The organism is Nonlabens tegetincola (genome assembly GCF_002954355.1).
In the GTDB taxonomy this organism is placed as follows: domain Bacteria; phylum Bacteroidota; class Bacteroidia; order Flavobacteriales; family Flavobacteriaceae; genus Nonlabens; species Nonlabens tegetincola.
Window position 1 is genome coordinate 410,016 of the sequence record NZ_MQVV01000016.1, and the last position, 20,153, is coordinate 430,168.

At 34.4% G+C, this 20,153-nt stretch carries 22 protein-coding genes; 17 read left to right on the forward strand and 5 right to left on the reverse strand.

The genetic code is table 11. The features are described 5' to 3' along the window. The first annotated feature begins 1 nt into the window (after position 1). The 7 genes from BST93_RS11320 (at position 2) to BST93_RS11350 (ending at position 5,654) form a co-directional block, all read left to right on the forward strand. Positions 2-652 (forward strand): redoxin domain-containing protein, encoded by a 651-nt coding sequence (locus tag BST93_RS11320; protein WP_105019241.1) that lies wholly within the window; start codon positions 2-4, stop codon positions 650-652. Between the two features lie 86 nt (positions 653-738). Continuing rightward, on the forward strand, positions 739-2,151 hold the full coding sequence (locus tag BST93_RS11325; protein ID WP_105019242.1) for an MBL fold metallo-hydrolase: 1,413 nt from the start codon (positions 739-741) through the stop codon (positions 2,149-2,151). Between the two features lie 3 nt (positions 2,152-2,154). Next, complete coding sequence (locus BST93_RS11330; protein WP_105019243.1) at positions 2,155-2,472, forward strand: rhodanese-like domain-containing protein; 318 nt, start codon at positions 2,155-2,157, stop codon at positions 2,470-2,472. Then, the gene (locus tag BST93_RS11335) at positions 2,472-2,873 is read left to right on the forward strand and encodes a rhodanese-like domain-containing protein (protein WP_060524629.1); all 402 of its coding nucleotides are present in this window, start codon (positions 2,472-2,474) and stop codon (positions 2,871-2,873) included. Before BST93_RS11330 ends, BST93_RS11335 begins: the two co-directional genes overlap by 1 nt. Before the next feature lie 4 nt (positions 2,874-2,877). Next, positions 2,878-3,696: a 3-deoxy-8-phosphooctulonate synthase gene (gene kdsA / locus BST93_RS11340; protein WP_042280334.1), complete on the forward strand. Its 819-nt coding sequence runs from the start codon at positions 2,878-2,880 to the stop codon at positions 3,694-3,696. Positions 3,697-3,859: 163 nt separating this feature from the next. Further along, complete coding sequence (locus BST93_RS11345) at positions 3,860-4,351, forward strand: GIN domain-containing protein (RefSeq protein WP_105019244.1); 492 nt, start codon at positions 3,860-3,862, stop codon at positions 4,349-4,351. Positions 4,352-4,469: 118 nt separating this feature from the next. Continuing rightward, a complete protein-coding gene (locus tag BST93_RS11350) occupies positions 4,470-5,654 on the forward strand; it encodes a cytochrome-c peroxidase (protein ID WP_105019293.1) in 1,185 nt (394 codons plus the stop codon). Here the strand turns inward: BST93_RS11350 and BST93_RS11355 are convergent. Together BST93_RS11355 and BST93_RS11360 are read right to left on the reverse strand one after the other, a co-directional pair. Beyond that, positions 5,647-6,390 carry a glycoside hydrolase family 25 protein gene (locus BST93_RS11355; RefSeq protein WP_105019245.1) on the reverse strand — a complete coding sequence of 248 codons (744 nt, stop codon included), beginning with the start codon at positions 6,388-6,390 and terminating at the stop codon, positions 5,647-5,649. The genes BST93_RS11350 and BST93_RS11355 overlap by 8 nt on opposite strands. Positions 6,391-6,412: 22 nt before the next feature. Beyond that, positions 6,413-6,769 carry a DUF1801 domain-containing protein gene (locus BST93_RS11360; RefSeq protein ID WP_105019246.1) on the reverse strand — a complete coding sequence of 119 codons (357 nt, stop codon included), beginning with the start codon at positions 6,767-6,769 and terminating at the stop codon, positions 6,413-6,415. 75 nt (positions 6,770-6,844) lie between these two features. On the opposite strand from BST93_RS11360, the gene BST93_RS11365 reads away from it, so the two are divergent. The 10 genes from BST93_RS11365 (at position 6,845) to ettA (ending at position 16,874) form a co-directional block, all read left to right on the forward strand. Next, complete coding sequence (locus tag BST93_RS11365) at positions 6,845-10,090, forward strand: S41 family peptidase (protein WP_105019247.1); 3,246 nt, start codon at positions 6,845-6,847, stop codon at positions 10,088-10,090. A gap of 104 nt (positions 10,091-10,194) precedes the next feature. Beyond that, positions 10,195-10,833, forward strand: a complete 639-nt coding sequence (locus BST93_RS11370; RefSeq protein ID WP_105019248.1) for a hypothetical protein — start codon at positions 10,195-10,197, stop codon at positions 10,831-10,833. 3 nt (positions 10,834-10,836) lie between these two features. Next, on the forward strand, positions 10,837-11,130 hold the full coding sequence (locus BST93_RS11375; RefSeq protein WP_082586966.1) for a winged helix-turn-helix domain-containing protein: 294 nt from the start codon (positions 10,837-10,839) through the stop codon (positions 11,128-11,130). 2 nt (positions 11,131-11,132) lie between these two features. Beyond that, entirely contained in the window at positions 11,133-11,648 is a 516-nt protein-coding gene (locus tag BST93_RS11380) for a hypothetical protein (RefSeq protein WP_105019249.1), read from the forward strand. A gap of 4 nt (positions 11,649-11,652) precedes the next feature. Continuing rightward, positions 11,653-13,026, forward strand: a complete 1,374-nt coding sequence (locus BST93_RS11385; RefSeq protein WP_105019250.1) for a DUF4153 domain-containing protein — start codon at positions 11,653-11,655, stop codon at positions 13,024-13,026. A gap of 287 nt (positions 13,027-13,313) precedes the next feature. Further along, positions 13,314-14,078, forward strand: a complete 765-nt coding sequence (locus tag BST93_RS11390) for a DUF1361 domain-containing protein (protein ID WP_181072619.1) — start codon at positions 13,314-13,316, stop codon at positions 14,076-14,078. Between the two features lie 37 nt (positions 14,079-14,115). Further along, positions 14,116-14,442: a ribosomal maturation YjgA family protein gene (locus BST93_RS14835; protein ID WP_373420741.1), complete on the forward strand. Its 327-nt coding sequence runs from the start codon at positions 14,116-14,118 to the stop codon at positions 14,440-14,442. A gap of 147 nt (positions 14,443-14,589) precedes the next feature. Next, the gene (locus BST93_RS11400) at positions 14,590-14,772 is read left to right on the forward strand and encodes a CAL67264 family membrane protein (protein WP_042280350.1); all 183 of its coding nucleotides are present in this window, start codon (positions 14,590-14,592) and stop codon (positions 14,770-14,772) included. 1 nt (position 14,773) lies between these two features. Then, positions 14,774-15,190 (forward strand): hypothetical protein, encoded by a 417-nt coding sequence (locus BST93_RS11405; protein WP_105019253.1) that lies wholly within the window; start codon positions 14,774-14,776, stop codon positions 15,188-15,190. Continuing rightward, the gene (ettA, locus tag BST93_RS11410) at positions 15,183-16,874 is read left to right on the forward strand and encodes an energy-dependent translational throttle protein EttA (protein ID WP_105019254.1); all 1,692 of its coding nucleotides are present in this window, start codon (positions 15,183-15,185) and stop codon (positions 16,872-16,874) included. Before BST93_RS11405 ends, ettA begins: the two co-directional genes overlap by 8 nt. A 91-nt stretch (positions 16,875-16,965) precedes the next feature. On the opposite strand, the gene BST93_RS11415 is transcribed toward ettA, so the two are convergent. From BST93_RS11415 to BST93_RS11425, 3 genes are read right to left on the reverse strand one after another with little or no spacing between them, the layout of a single operon-like run. Continuing rightward, positions 16,966-18,408, reverse strand: coding sequence for a DUF389 domain-containing protein (locus BST93_RS11415; RefSeq protein ID WP_105019255.1), 1,443 nt, complete (start codon positions 18,406-18,408; stop codon positions 16,966-16,968). Next, positions 18,408-19,487 (reverse strand): mannose-1-phosphate guanylyltransferase, encoded by a 1,080-nt coding sequence (locus tag BST93_RS11420; RefSeq protein ID WP_105019256.1) that lies wholly within the window; start codon positions 19,485-19,487, stop codon positions 18,408-18,410. Before BST93_RS11420 ends, BST93_RS11415 begins: the two co-directional genes overlap by 1 nt. Continuing rightward, a complete protein-coding gene (locus tag BST93_RS11425) occupies positions 19,480-20,082 on the reverse strand; it encodes a SprT-like domain-containing protein (RefSeq protein ID WP_042280358.1) in 603 nt (200 codons plus the stop codon). Before BST93_RS11425 ends, BST93_RS11420 begins: the two co-directional genes overlap by 8 nt. Positions 20,083-20,153 lie beyond the last annotated feature (71 nt).

Genomic DNA, 20,153 nt, shown 5'->3' on the forward strand with positions numbered 1-20,153 from the left:
TATGAAAATCGTGAAATTTTTAAGTTTAAGTGCAGTAATACTTGTGGCTGTTGTCATTACCAGTGGTGTAATAGACACCAAAGTAATGGGATATGATGTTGCTGCCACTATACAAGAGTCTGGTTATAAAGTAGGTGATGTTGCTACAGATTTTTCTCTTAAAAATATCGATGGTAAAATGGTGTCCTTATCAGATTACAAACAGGCCAAAGGATTTATTGTAATTTTTACATGTAATCATTGTCCTTATAGTGTGGCTTATGAAGATAGAATTATCGCAATTGATAAAAAGTATAAAGAATTAGGATATCCTGTAATTGCAATTAATCCTAACGATACCGAAACTTATCCTGCAGACAGTTATGAGAACATGATTGTAAGAGCTCGAGAAAAAGGTTTTACATTTCCTTATCTATTTGATGAAGGCCAAAAAATATATCCACAATATGGTGCCACAAAAACTCCGCATGTTTATTTGCTAAAAAAGGAAGGACCTAGAAATGTAGTTCGTTACATAGGAGCAATAGACGATAATCATAAGGATGCGAGTAAAGTTAAAAATCATTTTTTAGAAGATGCTTTGCAAGCGCTTTTAAACAACAAAAAAATAGAAAATACCTATACGAGAGCCATAGGTTGCAGTATTAAATAGGTATATTGTTATAATCTATTGACTTGACCTAATTCAAGGTACATATCCCTATCATAATTTCTTATTTTTGTCTTAAAATTAGAATTATGATATTGGAACAATATTATACAAAATGCCTAGCTCAAGGAACTTATTACATTTCCAGTAATGGCGAGGCTGCGGTAATAGATCCACTACGTGAGGTACAACCTTACATTGATAGAGCTGCTCAAGAAGGAGCTACCATTAAATATATATTTCTTACTCATTTTCATGCAGACTTTGTATCTGGTCATGTAGATCTAGCAGATAAAACTGGTGCCACGATTGTTATCGGTCCTAATGCCAGTACTAGTTACGCTTTCGCGAAAGCGGAACACCAACAAAGTTTTTCTATCGGTGACATTACACTTACCTTGTTACACACTCCTGGACACACCATGGAGTCCTCTTGTTATTTATTAAAAGATGAAACAGGTAAAGCAGAGGCAATATTTACAGGAGACACACTTTTTATAGGCGATGTAGGTCGTCCTGATCTTGCAGTGAAATCAGATCTAAGCACAGAAGATCTTGCTGGTCATTTATATGATAGTCTACGCAATCACATCATGCCCTTACCAGATGATATCATCATTTATCCTGCTCATGGTGCTGGTAGTGCTTGTGGTAAGAATATGAGTAAAGAAACTAGCGATACTTTAGGGAATCAAAAGAAAACTAATTATGCTCTTAATCCTGATTTAACTAAAGAGGATTTTATCAAAGAAGTAACTACAGGAATTGCTGCACCGCCTTCTTATTTCCCTAAAAACGTGTGGATGAACAAGGGTGTGAACAGCAGTATTGACGAGATATTAAAAAGAGGAATTACACCTATTAATGCAAAATCTTTTAAAGCGCTCGCAGACGATGTAGAATATCTAGTACTTGATGTACGCAGTCCACAAGAATTTACCAAAGAACACATACCTGGAAGTTGGTTCATAGGTCTAGATGGACAATTTGCCCCATGGGTAGGAGCTTTAATAGAAGATATTGATCAAAAAATTATTCTAGTCGCACCTGAAGGTCGAGAAGAAGAAGCAGTGACTAGACTAGCGCGAGTAGGTTACGACAACTCTCAGGGCTATCTTAAAGGAGGAATTAGTAGTTGGAAAACTGCCGGATATTCTATTTCAAGCATTGAAGATATTACAGCTCAAGAATTTATCGATGGGCTAGAGTCTGGAATGATTGAACAACCACTAGATTGTCGTAAACCTGGTGAATATGAAAGCAGTCATGTCAATGGAGTACCTTTACATGCTCTGGATAACGTTCATTCCGAATTGAAACATTTGGATAATACTAAAGTGTATACAGTTCATTGCGCTGGTGGATATAGGTCAGTGATTTTTGCCAGTATTGCTCAATCACAAGGCTTTAAGTTTAAAAATGTATTAGGTGGTTATGGAGCCATCAAAAAAACTGAATTAAAAAATCAAGAATTGGTCACTACTAGTTCTTGTAATATATAAATTATGAAAGATATTAATCAAGAGGAATGGAGAAAACTCATCGCTAACGATGAAAACGCTATCATTCTAGATGTTAGAACAAAAGAAGAAGTAACTGAAGAAGGAATTATTCCTGGTGCCCTGCACTATAACATTTATGAACCAGAAACTTTCATGAATGCTGTAAACTGCATGGACGCTTCTAAAAACTACTATGTATATTGTCGTGCTGGTAGTCGTAGCGCTCAAGCTTGTCAAATTATGAATCAATTGGGACTACCAAACACCTATAATCTATTAGGTGGATTTATGGAGTGGGAAGGAGAAACAACGCACATTTAATGAAAACTATATATCGATTATTTTTTGTAATTCTATTTTCTATTTCCATAAGTTCTTGTTTTCAAGATAAACCAGGTACAATTATAAAAGTTTCACCCGAAGAGGCTGAATCCTTAATTGAAACTAACAAGGTAAAGCTTATTGACGTGCGTAAAGATCTTGATTTTAATAAAAAGCATCTTAAAGGCGCAGTTAATATGGAGATAGAAAATACAGATCTCGAAAAGATTTTATCTTCACTAGATAAAGAGGAACCATTATTACTCTATTGTAATAAAGGTGGTCAAAGTGCTCGTTGCGCCAAAATTCTCGAGGAAAATGGATTTCTAAAAATTTACGACCTAACAGGAGGAATTCAACAATGGGAAAAAAGTGGTCGTAAAGTAATTGTACAGAATTAAAATTATGGATTTAAAACAAGTTCCAAAACTTAAGCATACCGATAGTAATAATTTCTTTTTACTTGCTGGCCCTTGTGCTATCGAAGGTGAAGAAATGGCTTTACGAATAGCTGAGAAAGTTGTGCGTATAACAGATGATTTAAAAATCCCTTACATATTCAAAGGAAGCTTTAAAAAAGCAAACCGCAGCAGAATTGACAGCTTCACTGGAATAGGTGATGAAAAAGCTTTAAAAATTCTTGAAAAAGTCTCAAAAACATTTGATGTTCCTACGGTTACCGATATTCATGAAGTAAGTGATGCACAAAAAGCGGCTCAATATGTGGATGTTCTGCAAATACCTGCTTTTTTAGTTAGACAAACCGATCTAGTAGTTGCAGCTGCACAAACAGGTAAGGTAGTTAACCTTAAAAAGGGGCAATTCATGTCACCCGAAGCTATGCAACATGCAGTTCAAAAAGTAAAGGACTCTGGTAGCGATAAGGCTTGGATTACTGATCGCGGTACCATGTTTGGTTATCAGGATATGATCGTTGATTTTAGAGGAATTCCTACCATGAGACAATTTGCTCCTACAGTACTAGATGTGACGCATAGTTTACAACAACCTAACCAATCTAGTGGAGTAACTGGTGGAAGACCAGATATGATTGAAACAATCGCTAGAGCAGGTGTCGTAAACCATGTAGATGGATTGTTTATAGAGACACATTTTGACCCAGCAAACGCAAAAAGTGACGGCGCAAACATGCTCGACCTACAACATTTAGAAGGTTTACTGACAAGACTCGTAACTATCAGGAAAACAATTAGTTCGTTTTAACTATCGTTAACACAACGTTCAAAGTCAGGCTATCATTGGATCGCCTGACTTTTTTATTTCGATATATTCAAGTTATGTTTAAGAAATTGTAAAACAGTTTTTTATAACTGTAACAAAAAGGAACTTTGCATGTCTTTTAATAAGAACAACAAAATAAAATGCTATGAAAAAGTTACTTTTTTTGTTTGTTATTCTGGTAGCCGGAATTGCAAACGCTCAAACCGTAAAAAACACAGATGATCTTAAACGTGTAAAAATTCACGCTGATGCTGAAGTAGAATTCGTAAACTCTACATCGGATAAGGTTATGTTTAATCTCAATGAAGAAGATCTTAAAAACTTTACGATATCAAGTGAAAACAACAGTCTGATCGTTAGACAAAATGGCACAAGCGCCAAACCTCTTAAAATTAGAATCTACACTAACTCTTTAAAAGCACTTTCTGTTAAAGGAAATACACAAGTTTCTTTCTCAAAATTTAATTACGAAAAGTCTTTAATGGTAGAGGCCTTAAACGGAGCTCAAGTAGATCTTAACAATTTTAAGATTGGTACTTTAAACATCATAAGATCAGGAGATAGTTCTGTTGCCGCTGAACAAGCAAAAACAACTAAGGAAACTGTAGATGGAGTTTTAATTGCTGCTATTGACTAATAATTTATCACAAAAAAATAGTAAAGCGTCTCATTTTTTGAGGCGCTTTTTTTATTTCTCTTTTAAATTGTTAAACTTTTGTTAGATATCTAAGTCTAAACTTAAAAGTTAGTTGAAAATGGGAAAAAGTCATTTTATAGTTTCGATTTGTTTATTAGTCTTGAGTACCATCTTTATAGGTTGTCAAGAATCCAATGATGAAGTAATTTTAACTGAGCAAGAGATCCTTAATAATCATTTTACAAACATCAGTTTATCTACAACACTACCCTATCAAAACACGCAAGTACCTAACTATATAAGATTCGTAAATACAGGAAATGATGTTGAAAATGAAAAAGCGCAATTAGGTAGAGTTTTATTTTACGATAAAAACTTATCTATTGATAATTCTATTTCTTGTGCAAGTTGCCATATTCAGTCTCATGCTTTTGGCGATCTTAACATGGCAAGTATAGGTGTTAATGGAATTACTACAAGGCACAGTATGCGGCTAGTAAATGCCGGTTATAGACCAGGAACTTCTTATTTTTGGGATGAAAGAGCTAGTTCTCTAGAAGATCAAGTATTACAACCTATTCAAGATCATATAGAGATGGGTTTTAGCGGTTCCAATGACTCAAATACTTTGGAGTCTTTGGTTCAAAAACTACAATCCTTAGAGTATTATCCAGTACTCTTTAAACAAGTATACGGCAATGAACAAGTAACAACAGAAGGCATTCAAGAGTCTTTGGCTAATTTTGTTTTAAGCATTCAGTCTTTTGATTCAAAATTTGATGAAGGTCTTGTTCAAACTGGAAATATCAATACTCCATTTCCAAATTTTACCCCATCTGAAAATCGTGGTAAAAGACTGTTTAATACGCCAGCTGTCAATGGTGGTGCAGGTTGTGTGAGTTGCCATGCAGGTCCTGAGTTTGCCATAAGAGATGACATCCATAATAATGGTGTAATAGGAGTGCTTAACAATCCGAATTTAAATGATCATGATAATACTAGATCTCCTAGCCTACGTGATCTCACCGATCCTATGGGAAATTTAAATGGTCCTTTAATGCACGACGCCTCTTTGTCAACGCTGTTAGAGATCGTCAACCATTACAATCAAATTGATATAGCAAACCAACAATTATTAGACCCTTTATTGTTCTCTTCTGTAGGGCCAACTGGACCAGTTGGTCAAGATTTACAACTTACTGAAACACAAAAGGAAGATCTCATCAACTTTTTAAGAACCCTTTCAGGCAACTCAGTCTATACTGATGAAAAATGGAGTAATCCATTTATCCAACCTAATTAATTAATAGTTTATTATATGTGTTCTCATCGTGGCGATAAACATTGCCATCAACAAGAGGCTTTATACCGGGAACAGCAAGCTTATCAGTAAACTGCCAAAAATCCCAATCACCTTCTGGTTGACCACTATAGCTATAATTGGCAATCCACAGCCTAGGATAATTTTTAAAATAATCATCGCTAGATAAATAATCCTTGTAATAACTAGCTCCTGTATAAAGAATAGGAGCTACTCCATAATGTTTTTTAATAATAGAAATCCAATTTTTAAGTCCTTTTCTCAGGTTTTCTATTGATTGTATGCTAGAGACATCTTCAATATCAAGAACAGGTGGTAAATCACCTTTCTTTAAATCTACCGTTTTAATAAAATTTTTTGCTTGTTGAGTGCTGTTAACATTGGCCCAATAATAATGATAGGCACCACGATTTATGTCTAAGACTTGTGATTCTTCCCAATTTCTTTTGAACCTTTTATCTTTTTCCACTCCTACAGTTGCCCTTATAAAAACAAATTGTAAGCTTCTTTCTGGATTAGGATAGGTCACCTTATCCCATTCAATTACTCCTTGATGATGTGATACATCGATTCCTTGAATACTATATTTTTCAATACGATTTTCAAAATGAACGTTAGTTGGTTTAATTGATGAAAAATTGCTGTAATCCCGATAAAAATAAAATGCTACGACTAGAGAAATAACGGCGGTGATCAATAAAATTTTAGACCTCTTCATGTATAACTGTCTATTTAATAAGTTATCTATTCAGTCTAAGATTTTGTAATTCTATCAAGGTTTCTAACAACACTTTATTGTCCATATCGTCTATAGAAAAATACCTCAACGACCTCATACGCTTACGCCCTTCACCAGCAACCAATTTATTGTGTTTATTGGATAATTCACTTCCATATGCGAGTCCTAGGTCCACATATTTCCTTCTAAAATTTATATAACAAAACATGATATTTCCCTTTAGGTAATAAAAAGGTAAACTCCATTTATATTTTAGAACGGCATCTGGGAAATTTGAACTTATCAATACGTGTAAGTCCATCATAATATGATTGAAAGGTTCTGGAGCTTTGTAGATATAATCTTCTGCCGGATTCATGTGGTTAATTTAGTGGTTATTACGCTTTCGCGAAAGCGTAATTTCGTAAATTTAAGCTCTGACTAAAATAAAATTATGAAAACTATTTTCTTCCTTTTCTTCCCTATTTTAATTTTTGCTCAAGGTAGTAGGTTGCTTAGACAGCCAACTATTCATGAAAATAAAGTTGCTTTTGTTTATGCTAACGACTTGTGGTTATCAAGTACCGATGGTAGTCAAGCTATTAGATTAACTTCACATGAAGGCTATGAAAGTGCTCCGCATTTTTCTCCAGATGGTAAACATATAGCATTCACGGGACAATATGACGGAAATATAGATGTGTATGTGATTCCCACGAATGGAGGTTCACCTAAACGTTTAACCTACCATCCTGAAGGAGATTTTGTACAAGGCTGGACTCCTGATGGAGAGATTATTTTTAGAAGTGGTAGATCAGGAACTCCTACTAGACTTAATAAGTTTTACACCATAGGAATCAATGATGCATTTCCAAAAGAAATGCCCTTAACACGAGCTAGTTACGGAGAAATCTCGCCTAATGGAAAGTATGTTGCTTATACTCCAATTACTAGCTGGGATCCAGAATGGCGCAACTATCGCGGTGGACAAGCCATGCCCTTATGGATTGTTAACCTCTCAAATTTTGAATTACAAACAACGCCACAAAAAGATCAAGAAAGGCATTTGGATCCAGTATGGATAGATGATACCGTTTACTATCTTTCGGAACGGGATTACACTTCCAATATTTGGTCATTCAATATTCATACAAAAGAAGAAAAACAAATTACCTTTCATAAAAAATTTGATGTAAAAAGTCTTGATGCAGATAAGAATCAAATTATTTATGAACACGCTGGCTTTTTGAAACTTCTCAATCCTATAAATGGTGATACAAAACAAATTGTTATTAACGTACAGGCCGATATCAATGATTACCGACCGCACTGGAGTGAGATAAAGGACAAAGATTTACAAAATGCTGATATTTCCTCTAATGGTAAACGGGTGTTGTTTGAACATAGAGGTGAGATTTTTACTGTCCCTAAAGAAAATGGCTCATGGAGAAATATTTCAAAAAATTCATCTTCTGCAGATAGGAATCCAATTTGGTCTCCAATAGGAGATAAAATAGCATATTTTAGCGATCGCACAGGTGAATACAAGCTGTACATTACTGATATTTTTGGAGAAGTAGAACAAGAGATTTCAATCCCACAAAGCACTTTCTTTTTTAAGCCTGCTTGGTCTCCTGATGGTAAATACATCGCTTTTACAGATACTCACTACAATCTCTGGATAACTAATTTAGAAACCTCTAAAAGCTATATTGCAGATACTGATACCTATGCTCACCCCAACCGAACGATGAATCCTACCTGGTCACCCGATAGTAAATGGGTGGCTTACTCAAAACAACAGGAAAGTCATTTTAAATCTATTCAAGTACACAACATAGAAAATAAAAATACATTTCAAATAACCCATCCATTGGCTGATTGTATAAGTCCTGTATGGGATAAAAACGGTAAATACGTCTATACACTTGCAAGTACAGATTATGGACTTGAATCAGGTTGGTTAGACATGAGTAATTATGACCCAAAAACTTCACGCAATCTTTATGCTGTTGTTTTAAATAAAACAGATAAAGCTCCTGTGACTATAAGTAGTGATGAAAGTATAGAGAAATCTGCTTCTCAAGAAAAAGATAATGATTCCAATAATGCAAATGAAGCAAAGAATGTAGTCATAAATCAAAATGGAATATTTGAAAGAATGGTGAGTTTAAAATTACCAACAGAACAGTATGTTGAGATGTTTGCCGGACCTGAAAATGAGCTTTTTATTTTACGAAAAAGTGATCGTAAAGTAGGGAAAAATAAAGGTGAATTAATAAAATATAATATTCCTAAAGAGAAATTTGATCTGTTTATTGATGATGTTTCAAAAATTAAAACATCAATCCATGGTAATCAAATCTTACTCTATTCACAGAATACCTGGAAAAGCACTTCAACAAATTCAAAGACTGTAAAGAATGATGATAAAATAAAAACGAATCTTAAAATGCTTGTAGAACCTCAAAAAGAGTTTCAACAAATATTTAAAGAAGGATGGAGATATATGAGGGATTTTCTTTATGTCGACAATATTCATGGAGCTCCATGGGATGAAATTTATGAGTGGTACTCACCATGGGTAAAACATGCCCAACATAGAACAGACTTGAACTATATCATTGATATAATAAGCGGTGAAGTAGCAATAGGTCACAGCTATGTTTCAGGCGGTGACCTGCCTGATGTTAATCGAGTTCCTACAGGCCTTTTAGGTGCGGATATTACGTTGAAAAAAAATGGTTATCAAATTTCCAAAATTTATTCAACTGGAGCTTACAACCCAAATCTTGTTGCCCCTTTATCAATCCCAGGTTTAAATATTCAAGAAGGAGATTACATCATTGAGGTAAATGGTGTTAAAGTATCACCAGATTCTAACATTTATAAATTATTTGAACAAACAGCTAACCGTGAAATACAAATTACAGTATCAAAGGAAGCAAGTGGTAAGACATCAAGAAAACTAATGATTAAACCTATTCAATCAGAAAGAGGATTACGTTCAGAAAATTGGATTGAAAACAATAGACGCAAAGTCGATGAAATGTCCAATGGTCAATTAGCTTACGTTTACGTGCCTAATACCTCACAAGCTGGATTTGTATCCTTCAACAGATATTACTTCAGTCAACAAGATAAAAAAGGGGTCATTATTGATGAAAGAAATAATGGTGGTGGTAGCGCTGCAGATTATATAATCGATATTTTGAAAAGAAAACCATTCGGTTTTTTTAATAGTAAAGCAGGAGATAGAAAACCTTGGACCACGCCTATGGCAGGAATTTTTGGACCTAAAGTGATGATCATAAATGAAAGAGCTGGATCTGGAGGAGATTTACTACCATATATGTTTAAGAAAGCTCAGTTAGGTCCATTGGTAGGTACAAGGACTTGGGGTGGACTAGTAGGTACATGGGACACTCCTAACTTTATAGATGGAGGAAGAATGGTTGCTCCAAGAGGTGGATTTTACGATTTGCAAGGGAATTGGGCTGTTGAAGGAGTAGGTGTATCGCCGGATATAGAAGTGATACAAGAACCTAAAGAAACTGTAAAAGGCAAAGATCCACAGTTGGAAAAGGCAGTAAAGGAAGCTTTAAAATTATTACCTAAAGAAGAATTTATATTCAAAAAAGATCCTGCCGATCCTGTGAGGTGGAAGAGGCCTGATGGTTATCAAAATGATCAAGATTAAATTAAATAATGTAAAAAAGTCCTGAAATAATTCAGGCTTTTTGATTCTAAAACTTTGTAGAATTAAATAATTAGTTTTACTTTGTATTTCAAAGTTCTTTTAAAATGACAAAAGAAAAGTATCTACAAGACATCGCCGAAATTAAAAACATCATGAATCGGTCCACACGATTCATATCGCTTTCAGGATTGAGCGGCATACTAGCAGGCTTTTATGCCATTATCGGTGGAATAATCGGTTTTTTTATTTTACAAAGAGCTCAAATCAATGGCTACACCGATTCATTCGACAGAATGATATCCACACCTTTTAATCAAAATACGAGTGTTCAAATCATTCTTGTAGCAATCGTAGTACTTGTTCTTGCTGTAATAACTGCTTTTTTCCTAACTAAAGCAAAAGCTAAAAAGTATAACCAAAAAATATGGACGAAACAATCTATAAGATTGGTTCTTAATTTTTTAGCTCCATTAAGTATAGGTGGTTTGTTTACATTAATCATGCTGTACTATGGATTTATAGGATTAGTTGCACCGTGCATGCTTATCTTTTATGGACTAGCCTGCATGAATGCATCTCATTTCACACTAGGGACAGTTAAGTATTTAGGTCTTACTTGCGCTATTTTGGGTTTATTGAACTTAGTGTTCATTGGATATGGCCTCTATTTTTGGGTGGCTGGTTTTGGAATTTGCCATATCTTATATGGAAGTATTATGTATATTAAATACGACAAGCAATAACCAGTGAGTATCATTGACAAGTTAAATAAAGCATTTGATCATAGAATAAGATTAGGAATCATGTCTATTCTAATAGTTAACGATGCTGCAGATTTTAAACAACTTAAAGAAGAGTTAGGAGTTACCGATGGTAATCTAGCTAGTCATACCAAAGCTTTAGAAAAAGAAAAATATATAAGAGTTGAGAAATCTTTTATAGGTAGAAAACCAAATACCAAATACATTATAACTCAGCACGGTAAAGAAGCCTTTACCTCTCATATTAATGCGTTAGAAAAATTAATTAAAAATGGCTAATTATGAATAAACTATTTTTTTTACCTATTTACTTTGAAATTCAAAGTACTTTAAAAACCATTAGAGAAGTCTTAATTTCGTCTCTATTTAGAATATCTAGTCAGATTTATATCGCGATTAAACCTGCATCACCGTGGGATATATCTGTAAAAGAACTGCTGCAATATCATTATACCACACTGGGATTTCATTTGGGATGCTTTTTACTCAAACATGATTTTACACCACAGCCTAAATGTGAAGATCATGACATCTTCCATCTAATCACAGGATATGATATAGACACTTCTAATGAAATTGCGATGCAATTTTGGTTATTCGGTAACGGCAAGCGCAGTTACTACATACCTATTGCTTTATTAGCTGGTATTCTATTTTATCCAGACTCCTACTCCTTATTTAAGACTGCTTTGAAAAATGGTCGGGAATCATTGCCGGTTTATCACAAAAATTATCGGGATCTATTACACATTCCGATTTCACAATTAAAACCAGTTAAAACAACTTATAAATTATAGCATCATGAAATCAATTTTATCAATATTAGGTGGTATCGTCTTCGCTTACCTATTTTATTCGCAAGGAATGGGATTAAATACTGTTTTTTACACCGTATTTATATTAATTATTCTGGTACTTCAACAAAAATTTGTTCTCCTTAAAAAACCTGTACTAGTTAGTGCTTGCTTGTGGCTAGGAACTGCCATAGCAGTTAGTTGGCACAGTAATAAACTTAATAATTTTATGTACTGCCTAATGGGTATACAAACCATAGGAGCTGTTGTTTATTACCAATCGAGTATTTACATCAAGTGGATAAATGGAATTTTCAATATACTATTCGGTTCATTACATCGCTTTTTTGAAAAGCCACAAACAACTCAAATTAAGGAGAAATCTAGTACTAGCTTCCTACAATACTTAAAGTACTTTGGCATCCCAACTTTTCTCCTAATAGTATTTCTCTTGCTGTATGCCAACTCAAATCCTGTCATGCAAAATATATTGGATAATATCGATTTTTCATTTCTCAATGGTTTATGGATTTTTACAGCATTTTTAGGCTCTTTACTCACAGCGAACATTTCTATGGGTCAACCTGTTGAGGAGTTAGTCAAATTTGATGAGAATTCTAAAAATGAGCTGCTATTTCCTTCGCATTTAGACCTTTCATTATGCAAAGAGCAAAATAAAATAGGAACTTATTCCTTAATAGCGCTTAACGTTCTATTGATTTTCTTCTTAATTACAGAATTTGTATTTATTACTCAAATAACTTATCAACCTGCTACATCCCTATCTAATGCTGTTCATCAAGGAGTCTATACCAGTATAGCTAGTATTATTTTGGCCCTAATAATCATCGTTTATTTTTTCAGGGGACAGCTTAATTTTTTCAAGAAAAATCAATCACTGCGCAAAATAGCTTATTCATGGTTAGTTTTAAATCTTATCCTAATCGGTAGCGTATGTATTAAAAATTATACCTACATAATTAATTTTGGACTCACTCCTAAAAGATTAGGAGTGATGATCTACTTATTCTTATGTGTTATTGGGATAATTACAGTATACCTTAAAATCAAGCACAAACTTACCTTTACCTATTTACTGCGACGCAATTCCTATATCGCTACTCTACTCTTAGTAATGTATAGTTGGGTAAATTGGGACGCAATAATGACTTCTTACAATATAAAAAACAATCATATTGATACTGAATTGTTCTATGAACTATATCCTGGAAACGCGCTTATTCTTGAGGAAAATCCATCTATCAAAAAACAAATAATAAAGGAAGTGTATTCGCCTAAAATAAGTGAAAAATCAACTAAAAAAGACTGGCAAAGTAAAACCTATCTGGACCTTCAATTAGAAAATCATGACACTTACTAAACTAAAAACTGTTCCCAAATTATGGTTGGTGATTCGGGTAGGATGGTCTTGTCTTGTCTTGGGTACCATAATATTTCTTTGTGGATTGATGTTTCCGCATTATTACATCTATATTTTGGGATACTTGTACGTCATTTTTAGCGTAATTATTTCTTTGATAGCATTACTCATTACTGTCATTACAATTATGATTAATAAAAGAAATTGTCAGTTAGGAATAATTGCTATCTATAGCCTATTAATTAACATACCTATCGCCTACTGGTATGCCCAAATTATCATCAGCTATGCATAAATATTCTAGTAAATTAATTCTAGTTCTTAGTATTTTAAGTTTGTTTATGCTCATGGTTCGTATTAAGGTAACCACGAGTTTCTATGGTTTGTTTATGGTATGGAATTTATTTCTAGCCATTATTCCTTTACTTATCATAAGGATCACCACAACCTTTCAAAAAAGCACATTTATCCAAATGGTTTTTTGGTTACAGACCAATTCTATTTTTTATAGGATTAATGATGATAAATCACGCTTTCGCGAAAGCGAACTCTACTTTCCTACTCCAAAATCCTCAACGACTTCTACATATACTAAACGAGCTATTGTTGTAGGGTTTTTAATGGTATGGTTATTATTTCTACCCAATGCGCCTTATATGGTTACAGATATGATTCATATTTCTAACTCGCAGGATATGTGGTTACATTATGATATTGTGAATTATGGTTTGTTTGGATGGTGTGGTCTTGTCATATTTTGTAATGGATTGTTTGAGGTTAATGCATTGATTAAAAGAGAATGGGATTGCCATCCTTTACTATTTCCTGTAATCACTATCACTTTAATCGTACTTTGCTCGCTGGGTATTTATTTAGGTAGAGAATTAAGATTTAATAGTTGGGATTTACTTACTTCACCTTATGAATTATTCATCGACATTATCGATACTATAAGTTCGCTTACACATAACATAGCGTTGCTATCCCAATTGGTCGCCTATATGGTACTTCTTAGTATAAGTCTTATCATGTACAGTAACTATGCAAAATAAAATTCACATTATTCTTGCTATTTGTTCATTTGCTATAATGGTAATCATTGAACGCTTTATAAATGATTCTTTTATTCGGCCGTATATGGGCGATGTTATTGTGGCTATTTTTATTTATTGTTTGTTCAAAATTTTCTTTTCATGGTCTGCAAGATCGACAGCTATAATTAGTTTGACATTTTGTTACCTGGTAGAAATACTACAATACATAAACATTATTTCTATTTTAAATTTAGAGAAGTATCACCTAGCTAGAATCATAATAGGCACTAGCTTTTCCTGGTATGATATTTTATGTTATACGACAGGAGTATTGATCATTGTAAGTATTGATTTAAGATATAGTGATAGTAAGCAGCCCTAAAAACTCCATGTATTATGACTATTTTTTAAAACAACCACTAAATTCAAACAGCAAATGGTGGTTTTACGTATTATTTTATTTTACTACAGACGTCTTACTTTATTATTATCGCTAGATGAAACTTATCTTTGTACTTTAAATTTGATTATGGCATTAAACAAAAACGGAGTATTAGGATGGGCTACTTTAATCATGATCATTATTGGATTAGGGCTCATCGCACTAGGAGCATTTAAGTACAGTGAGGTAGCTGGTTATGGATTTGCAGCAGTAGGAGTGGGATTTTTTGCTATTGCATGGGTTTTCAATGCTTTAAAAGGTCGCGTTTAAATTGAAGCATCGTATCGTATTTCAAGATCAAACTGCTAGAAAGTATGTCGCTTTCACCTCTATAGGAATAATTCTTATAGTTGCTGGTGTGCTTTTACTGTTCACAAGTTTAGAAGAATACGTAGCGTACTTGGGTATAGGAATAGGGATAGCCCTGTTTTTTTATATAAACATGAACTCTTTTCGCAGTACACATTTCATTTCATACAACCGAAAAGGAATAACTTTACAGTTACTAGGTAGAAAAACAAACGGTTTTAGCTTTAACCAGTTACAAAAAGTATCTCTTGAAGAAAAAGGGCTGCTTATAAAATTAAAAGGTGGTGAGGTTATTACGCTTTCGCGAAAGCGATACCTAGAACAATCTCTACAACAATTATTTACAATTTTAAAGACAAAAACATCATCCCATGAGTGACGATAAACAAGTAATTTTTTCCATGCAAGGTCTTTCTAAGACCTACAGAAGTACTGGTAAACAAGTACTAAAGAATATTCATTTAAGTTTTTTCTACGGTGCCAAAATTGGTATCCTAGGTCTTAATGGTTCTGGTAAATCTACCTTACTTAAAATTATTGCAGGAGTTGAGCAAGATTACCAAGGTAATATTCATTTTCTAGACGGTTACAACGTAGGGTATCTAGAACAAGAACCTCAACTAGACGATGATAAAACAGTTATGGACATTGTAAGAGAAGGAGCTGCAGAAACTGTTGCTGTTCTTGAGGAATACAATTCCATTAACGATCAATTTGGACTACCAGAAGTCTATGAAGACGCCGATAAAATGCAAAAATTAATGGATCGACAGGCTGTGCTTCAAGATAAAATAGATGCACTCAATGCATGGGATCTGGATACCAAACTAGAAATCGCAATGGATGCACTGCGCACGCCACCTGGTGACGCTCAAATTAAAAACCTGTCTGGTGGTGAACGTCGTCGTGTTGCATTATGTAGGTTGCTATTACAAGAGCCAGAAATTTTATTACTGGATGAGCCTACCAACCACCTCGATGCAGAATCTGTTTTGTGGCTAGAACAACACCTAGCACAGTATAAAGGTACCGTTATAGCGGTAACTCACGATAGATATTTCCTTGATAACGTGGCTGGATGGATTCTTGAATTGGATCGTGGTGAAGGTATTCCTTGGAAAGGAAACTATTCTAGCTGGTTAGATCAAAAAAGTGAACGACTTGCCAAAGAAGAAAAGCAAGAGTCTAAGCGTCGTAAAACACTACAGCGAGAACTAGACTGGGTTCGTCAAGGTGCAAAAGGTAGACAAGCGAAACAAAAAGCGCGTTTAAATAACTATGACAAATTGTTGAATGAAGATGTAAAACAAAAGGAAGAACGTCTTGAAATTTATATACCAAATGGACCACGTCTAGGAACTAATGTGATTGAAGCATCACACGTGAGCAAGGCCTTTGGAGATAAGTTATTATATGAAGACCTTAATTTTACTTTACCGCAAAACGGAATTGTGGGAATTATAGGACCAAATGGTGCTGGAAAAACCACCATTTTCAAAATGATAATGGGACAAGAACAACCTGATAGCGGTACATTTAATGTAGGAGATACGGTAAAACTTGCCTACGTAGATCAAAGTCATAGCGATATAGACCCTGAAAAAAGTATTTGGGAAAACTTTGCCGATGGTCAAGACCAGATAATGATGGGTGGTCGTATGGTAAATTCTAGAGCTTATTTAAGTAGATTTAATTTCTCTGGATCAGAGCAGAATAAAAAAGTTTCAACGCTGTCTGGTGGTGAGCGCAACCGTTTACACCTAGCTATGACCCTAAAAGAAGAAGGTAACGTCCTTTTACTGGATGAGCCTACCAATGATCTAGATGTAAATACATTAAGAGCGCTTGAAGAAGGTCTTGAAAACTTTGCTGGTTGTGCCGTAATTATTTCTCACGATAGATGGTTCCTTGATCGTGTGTGTACACACATAATCGCATTTGAAGGAGACTCACAAGTTTACAGTTTTGAAGGTAGTTTTACCGAATATGAAGAAAACAAGAAAAAGCGTCTAGGTGATGTAACTCCTAAACGTATAAAGTATAAGAAGTTAACTAGAGATTAATTAGTAACTGAGTTCCATAAAAAAAATCCGTTTTGCACAGTCGCAAAACGGATTTTTTATTTTATTAATATACTAATCTTCTTAAGTCATATTACTGACTTAATGAATCCATAGCTTGATATTTCACTTCATTTACCTGAACACGCTCACTCTTCAATCGATATTTTAACCAATTATAGATGTTCTCTTTGATTACTTTTTTATTCTCCTCATCTAGCAGTGAATCTTTGAAAGAAATCGTAATCACCTCGGTACTGTCCATTTTTTTTGTTGCGTAATCTCTAGTATGATTCATAGCTAGTCCCATGCTACCTATTTGAGGATATAAATACCCCAATTCATCTAGTAAGATATCTTTATCCTTAAATTTATTACTAACTAATCTCAATTGATTTTCAAGCGCCTCAATGCGAGAATCTTTATCTCGTATAAGTTTAAAATCTTCAATACGTTCCTCTTGAATTTTGGCAAGATCTTCATTCTGTGAATCTATGATTGTACGGCTACCTTGAACAAAGGTCACGGTACATTCTTCAAGATCCTCCATTTGGTAGAATTGATCTTCCCATTCTTTAATTTTCTCTTCTGGAACTTCTTTACCAACTACGCTCATTATGAGCTCCTTCTTTTCCTCGTTCCAAATAGGTGTAAAAATAGATCCCTTGTAGTTTAGGGATTCTACAAATTCTAATCTGGCTTGTTTGTTAAGCTGGTCTTGATACAATTGATAAAAAAAGAAAACCGATGGTAACAGAACTATGATCCCAACTGCAGTAGCAATACGTGAAATACGCTTTCTTTTTGCTTGATTAGCATATTTAACCATTGGAAAATTAAGCAACTTACAGACTACAAATGTCGATAATGCTATAAAAACCGCATTGATAGAGAATAAATATATGGCGCCTCCAAAAATACTTATATCCCACATCGCAATTCCGTATCCTGCCGTACACAATGGTGGCATTAAGGCTGTGGCAATTGCAACACCTGCGATAGCATTTGACATAGTACCTTTTTTAGATTTTGCAACAATTAACGCCAGTCCACCAAATATGGCTATAAGCACATCTAGAAAAGTAGGGAATGTCCTATTCTTAAGTTCATCATTAAACTCAACAAAAGGCGAAATTTTAAAATAGATGGTTGCCGTAATAAGAGACAATCCCATCATTACCATGAGATTGATTAAGGAACGACGTAACATTTTTTCATCATTAATCGCTGTACCCAATCCCATTCCTACAATAGGTCCCATAAGTGGTGAGATTAACATGGCTCCAATAACAACTGCGGTAGACCCTACATTTAATCCGATAGAAGCTACCATGATAGAGAAAATCAAAATCCATGCGTTGTGTCCTTGAAAGGAAATATCCTTGCGCACAGATTCAACTGTCTCACTACGATCACTATCTTCTCGTATGTCTAGCAATTCATTTAAAAAAGCCTTTACATTATCCCAAATCCCAGAAATCTTTTGTTGATTTTCCTCGAGTTTGTCACTAGGTTGTGTTGGATTATTTTGCTCCATTATCCTATTTCGTCTCCGTATTTATTAATTGCACTTTGGCGGATTTGTTTAATCTCCTGCTCAGCTGTTTTTGGTATTATCATGAGTACATCATCCTCGTCAACAACTATATAGTTTTCCAGTCCTTGAATGATTACCTTTTTATTAGTATCAGTTTTTATGATGTTGTTACTTGAATTTATAGCGGTTACACTAGAATTAACTATAGCATTATTGTCGCTGTTTTTCTCGAGTTTGTCATATAACGAACCCCATGTCCCTAAATCATTCCAACTGAAATGTGCAGGAATCACGTTTACGTGATTACTTTTCTCTAGTATCGCATAATCAACTGATATATTTTCAGCTTTTTGATAGTTTTCTTCTAACCATTCGTTTTCATGGGTTGTGTTGTAAACCTCATAACCGTTTTTAAATAATGTGGTTAATGCAGGTTGCGCTTTCGCGAAAGCGGAAACGACACCATCAACGTGCCAGATAAAAATACCGGCATTCCATAAAAAAGTACCTTTTGCCAAAAATTCTTTAGCTGTTTCAAGATTAGGCTTTTCTCTAAACTGCTTTACCTTTTTTACTTGATTAGATGAAGGTTCAAATTCAATATAACCATAACCTGTATTAGGCGATGTAGGAGTGATTCCCAATGTCATTAGGTCATGATGATTTTGTGAGCAGTGATCAAAAGCCGTTTCTAAATTCTCATTAAATAAATGTTCTTCTTCAATATAATGATCACTAGGAGCCACGATCATTGTAGCATCGGGATTCATTTTTTGAATTTTGAGAGCTGCTAGTAAAATACATGGTGCAGTATTACGCATAGCAGGCTCTGCCACGATATGTGTATCCTGCATGAGCGGTAACTGTTTTTTAACCAATTCTACATAGTCTGCATTGGTTAAAACTAAAATATTGTCTACAGGAATAGTAGTGCATAATCTATCATAAGTCATTTGTAACAAAGACTTACCAATTCCCAGCATGTCGTGGAATTGTTTAGGAAATTTTTGTTTGCTTACTGGCCAAAATCGGGATCCTACTCCACCGGCCATAATAACGGCGTACCTGTTCTTACTCATTTGTCTTCATTAAGGTTACTTGAGCATTGGGTTGAAAAACATACATTTTACCTGAATCGAGCTCAAGACATTCATATCTTTTGCGCAGTCTTTTACCTAGCTGGTATAATTTGCCATTACTTGCAACAAACCTACTGCCATACGGTAATTCAAATATATAATTTTTATCGGTCTCGGGATCATAACGACGCAACGCAATACTCATCAATGCATCTGTATCACTGCTAGCTCTGGGGTTTTTAAAATGCTTGACTACCACTGGTAAAAGATCACTTGGATAAATATCGGGCCTTAAAAAAGGTATCATCATTTTTTGAAATGTGTGCTTCCACTCTACTCCATGTGGTTGGATATTTCGTCCATATTTTTGAAAAGCAACTAGATGGGCTAGCTCGTGTACAAGTGTTATTAAAAATCGATACTTATTTAAATTACTATTTATAGTGATATGATGCAATCCACTCGCATCACGACGATAATCTCCATGCCTAGTTTTTCTTTCATGAACAATTTTTAATTGAACCTTAAATTCCTTTAATAAGGCATGTATAGGTGCTACGGTTAATTTAGGTAAGTACTTTTCTAAAAGATCCACTTCATTTACTTTGAAACGTGAAGATAAAAAGACTTATTTTTTTAAATAACCTATTATATAAACATGTATTA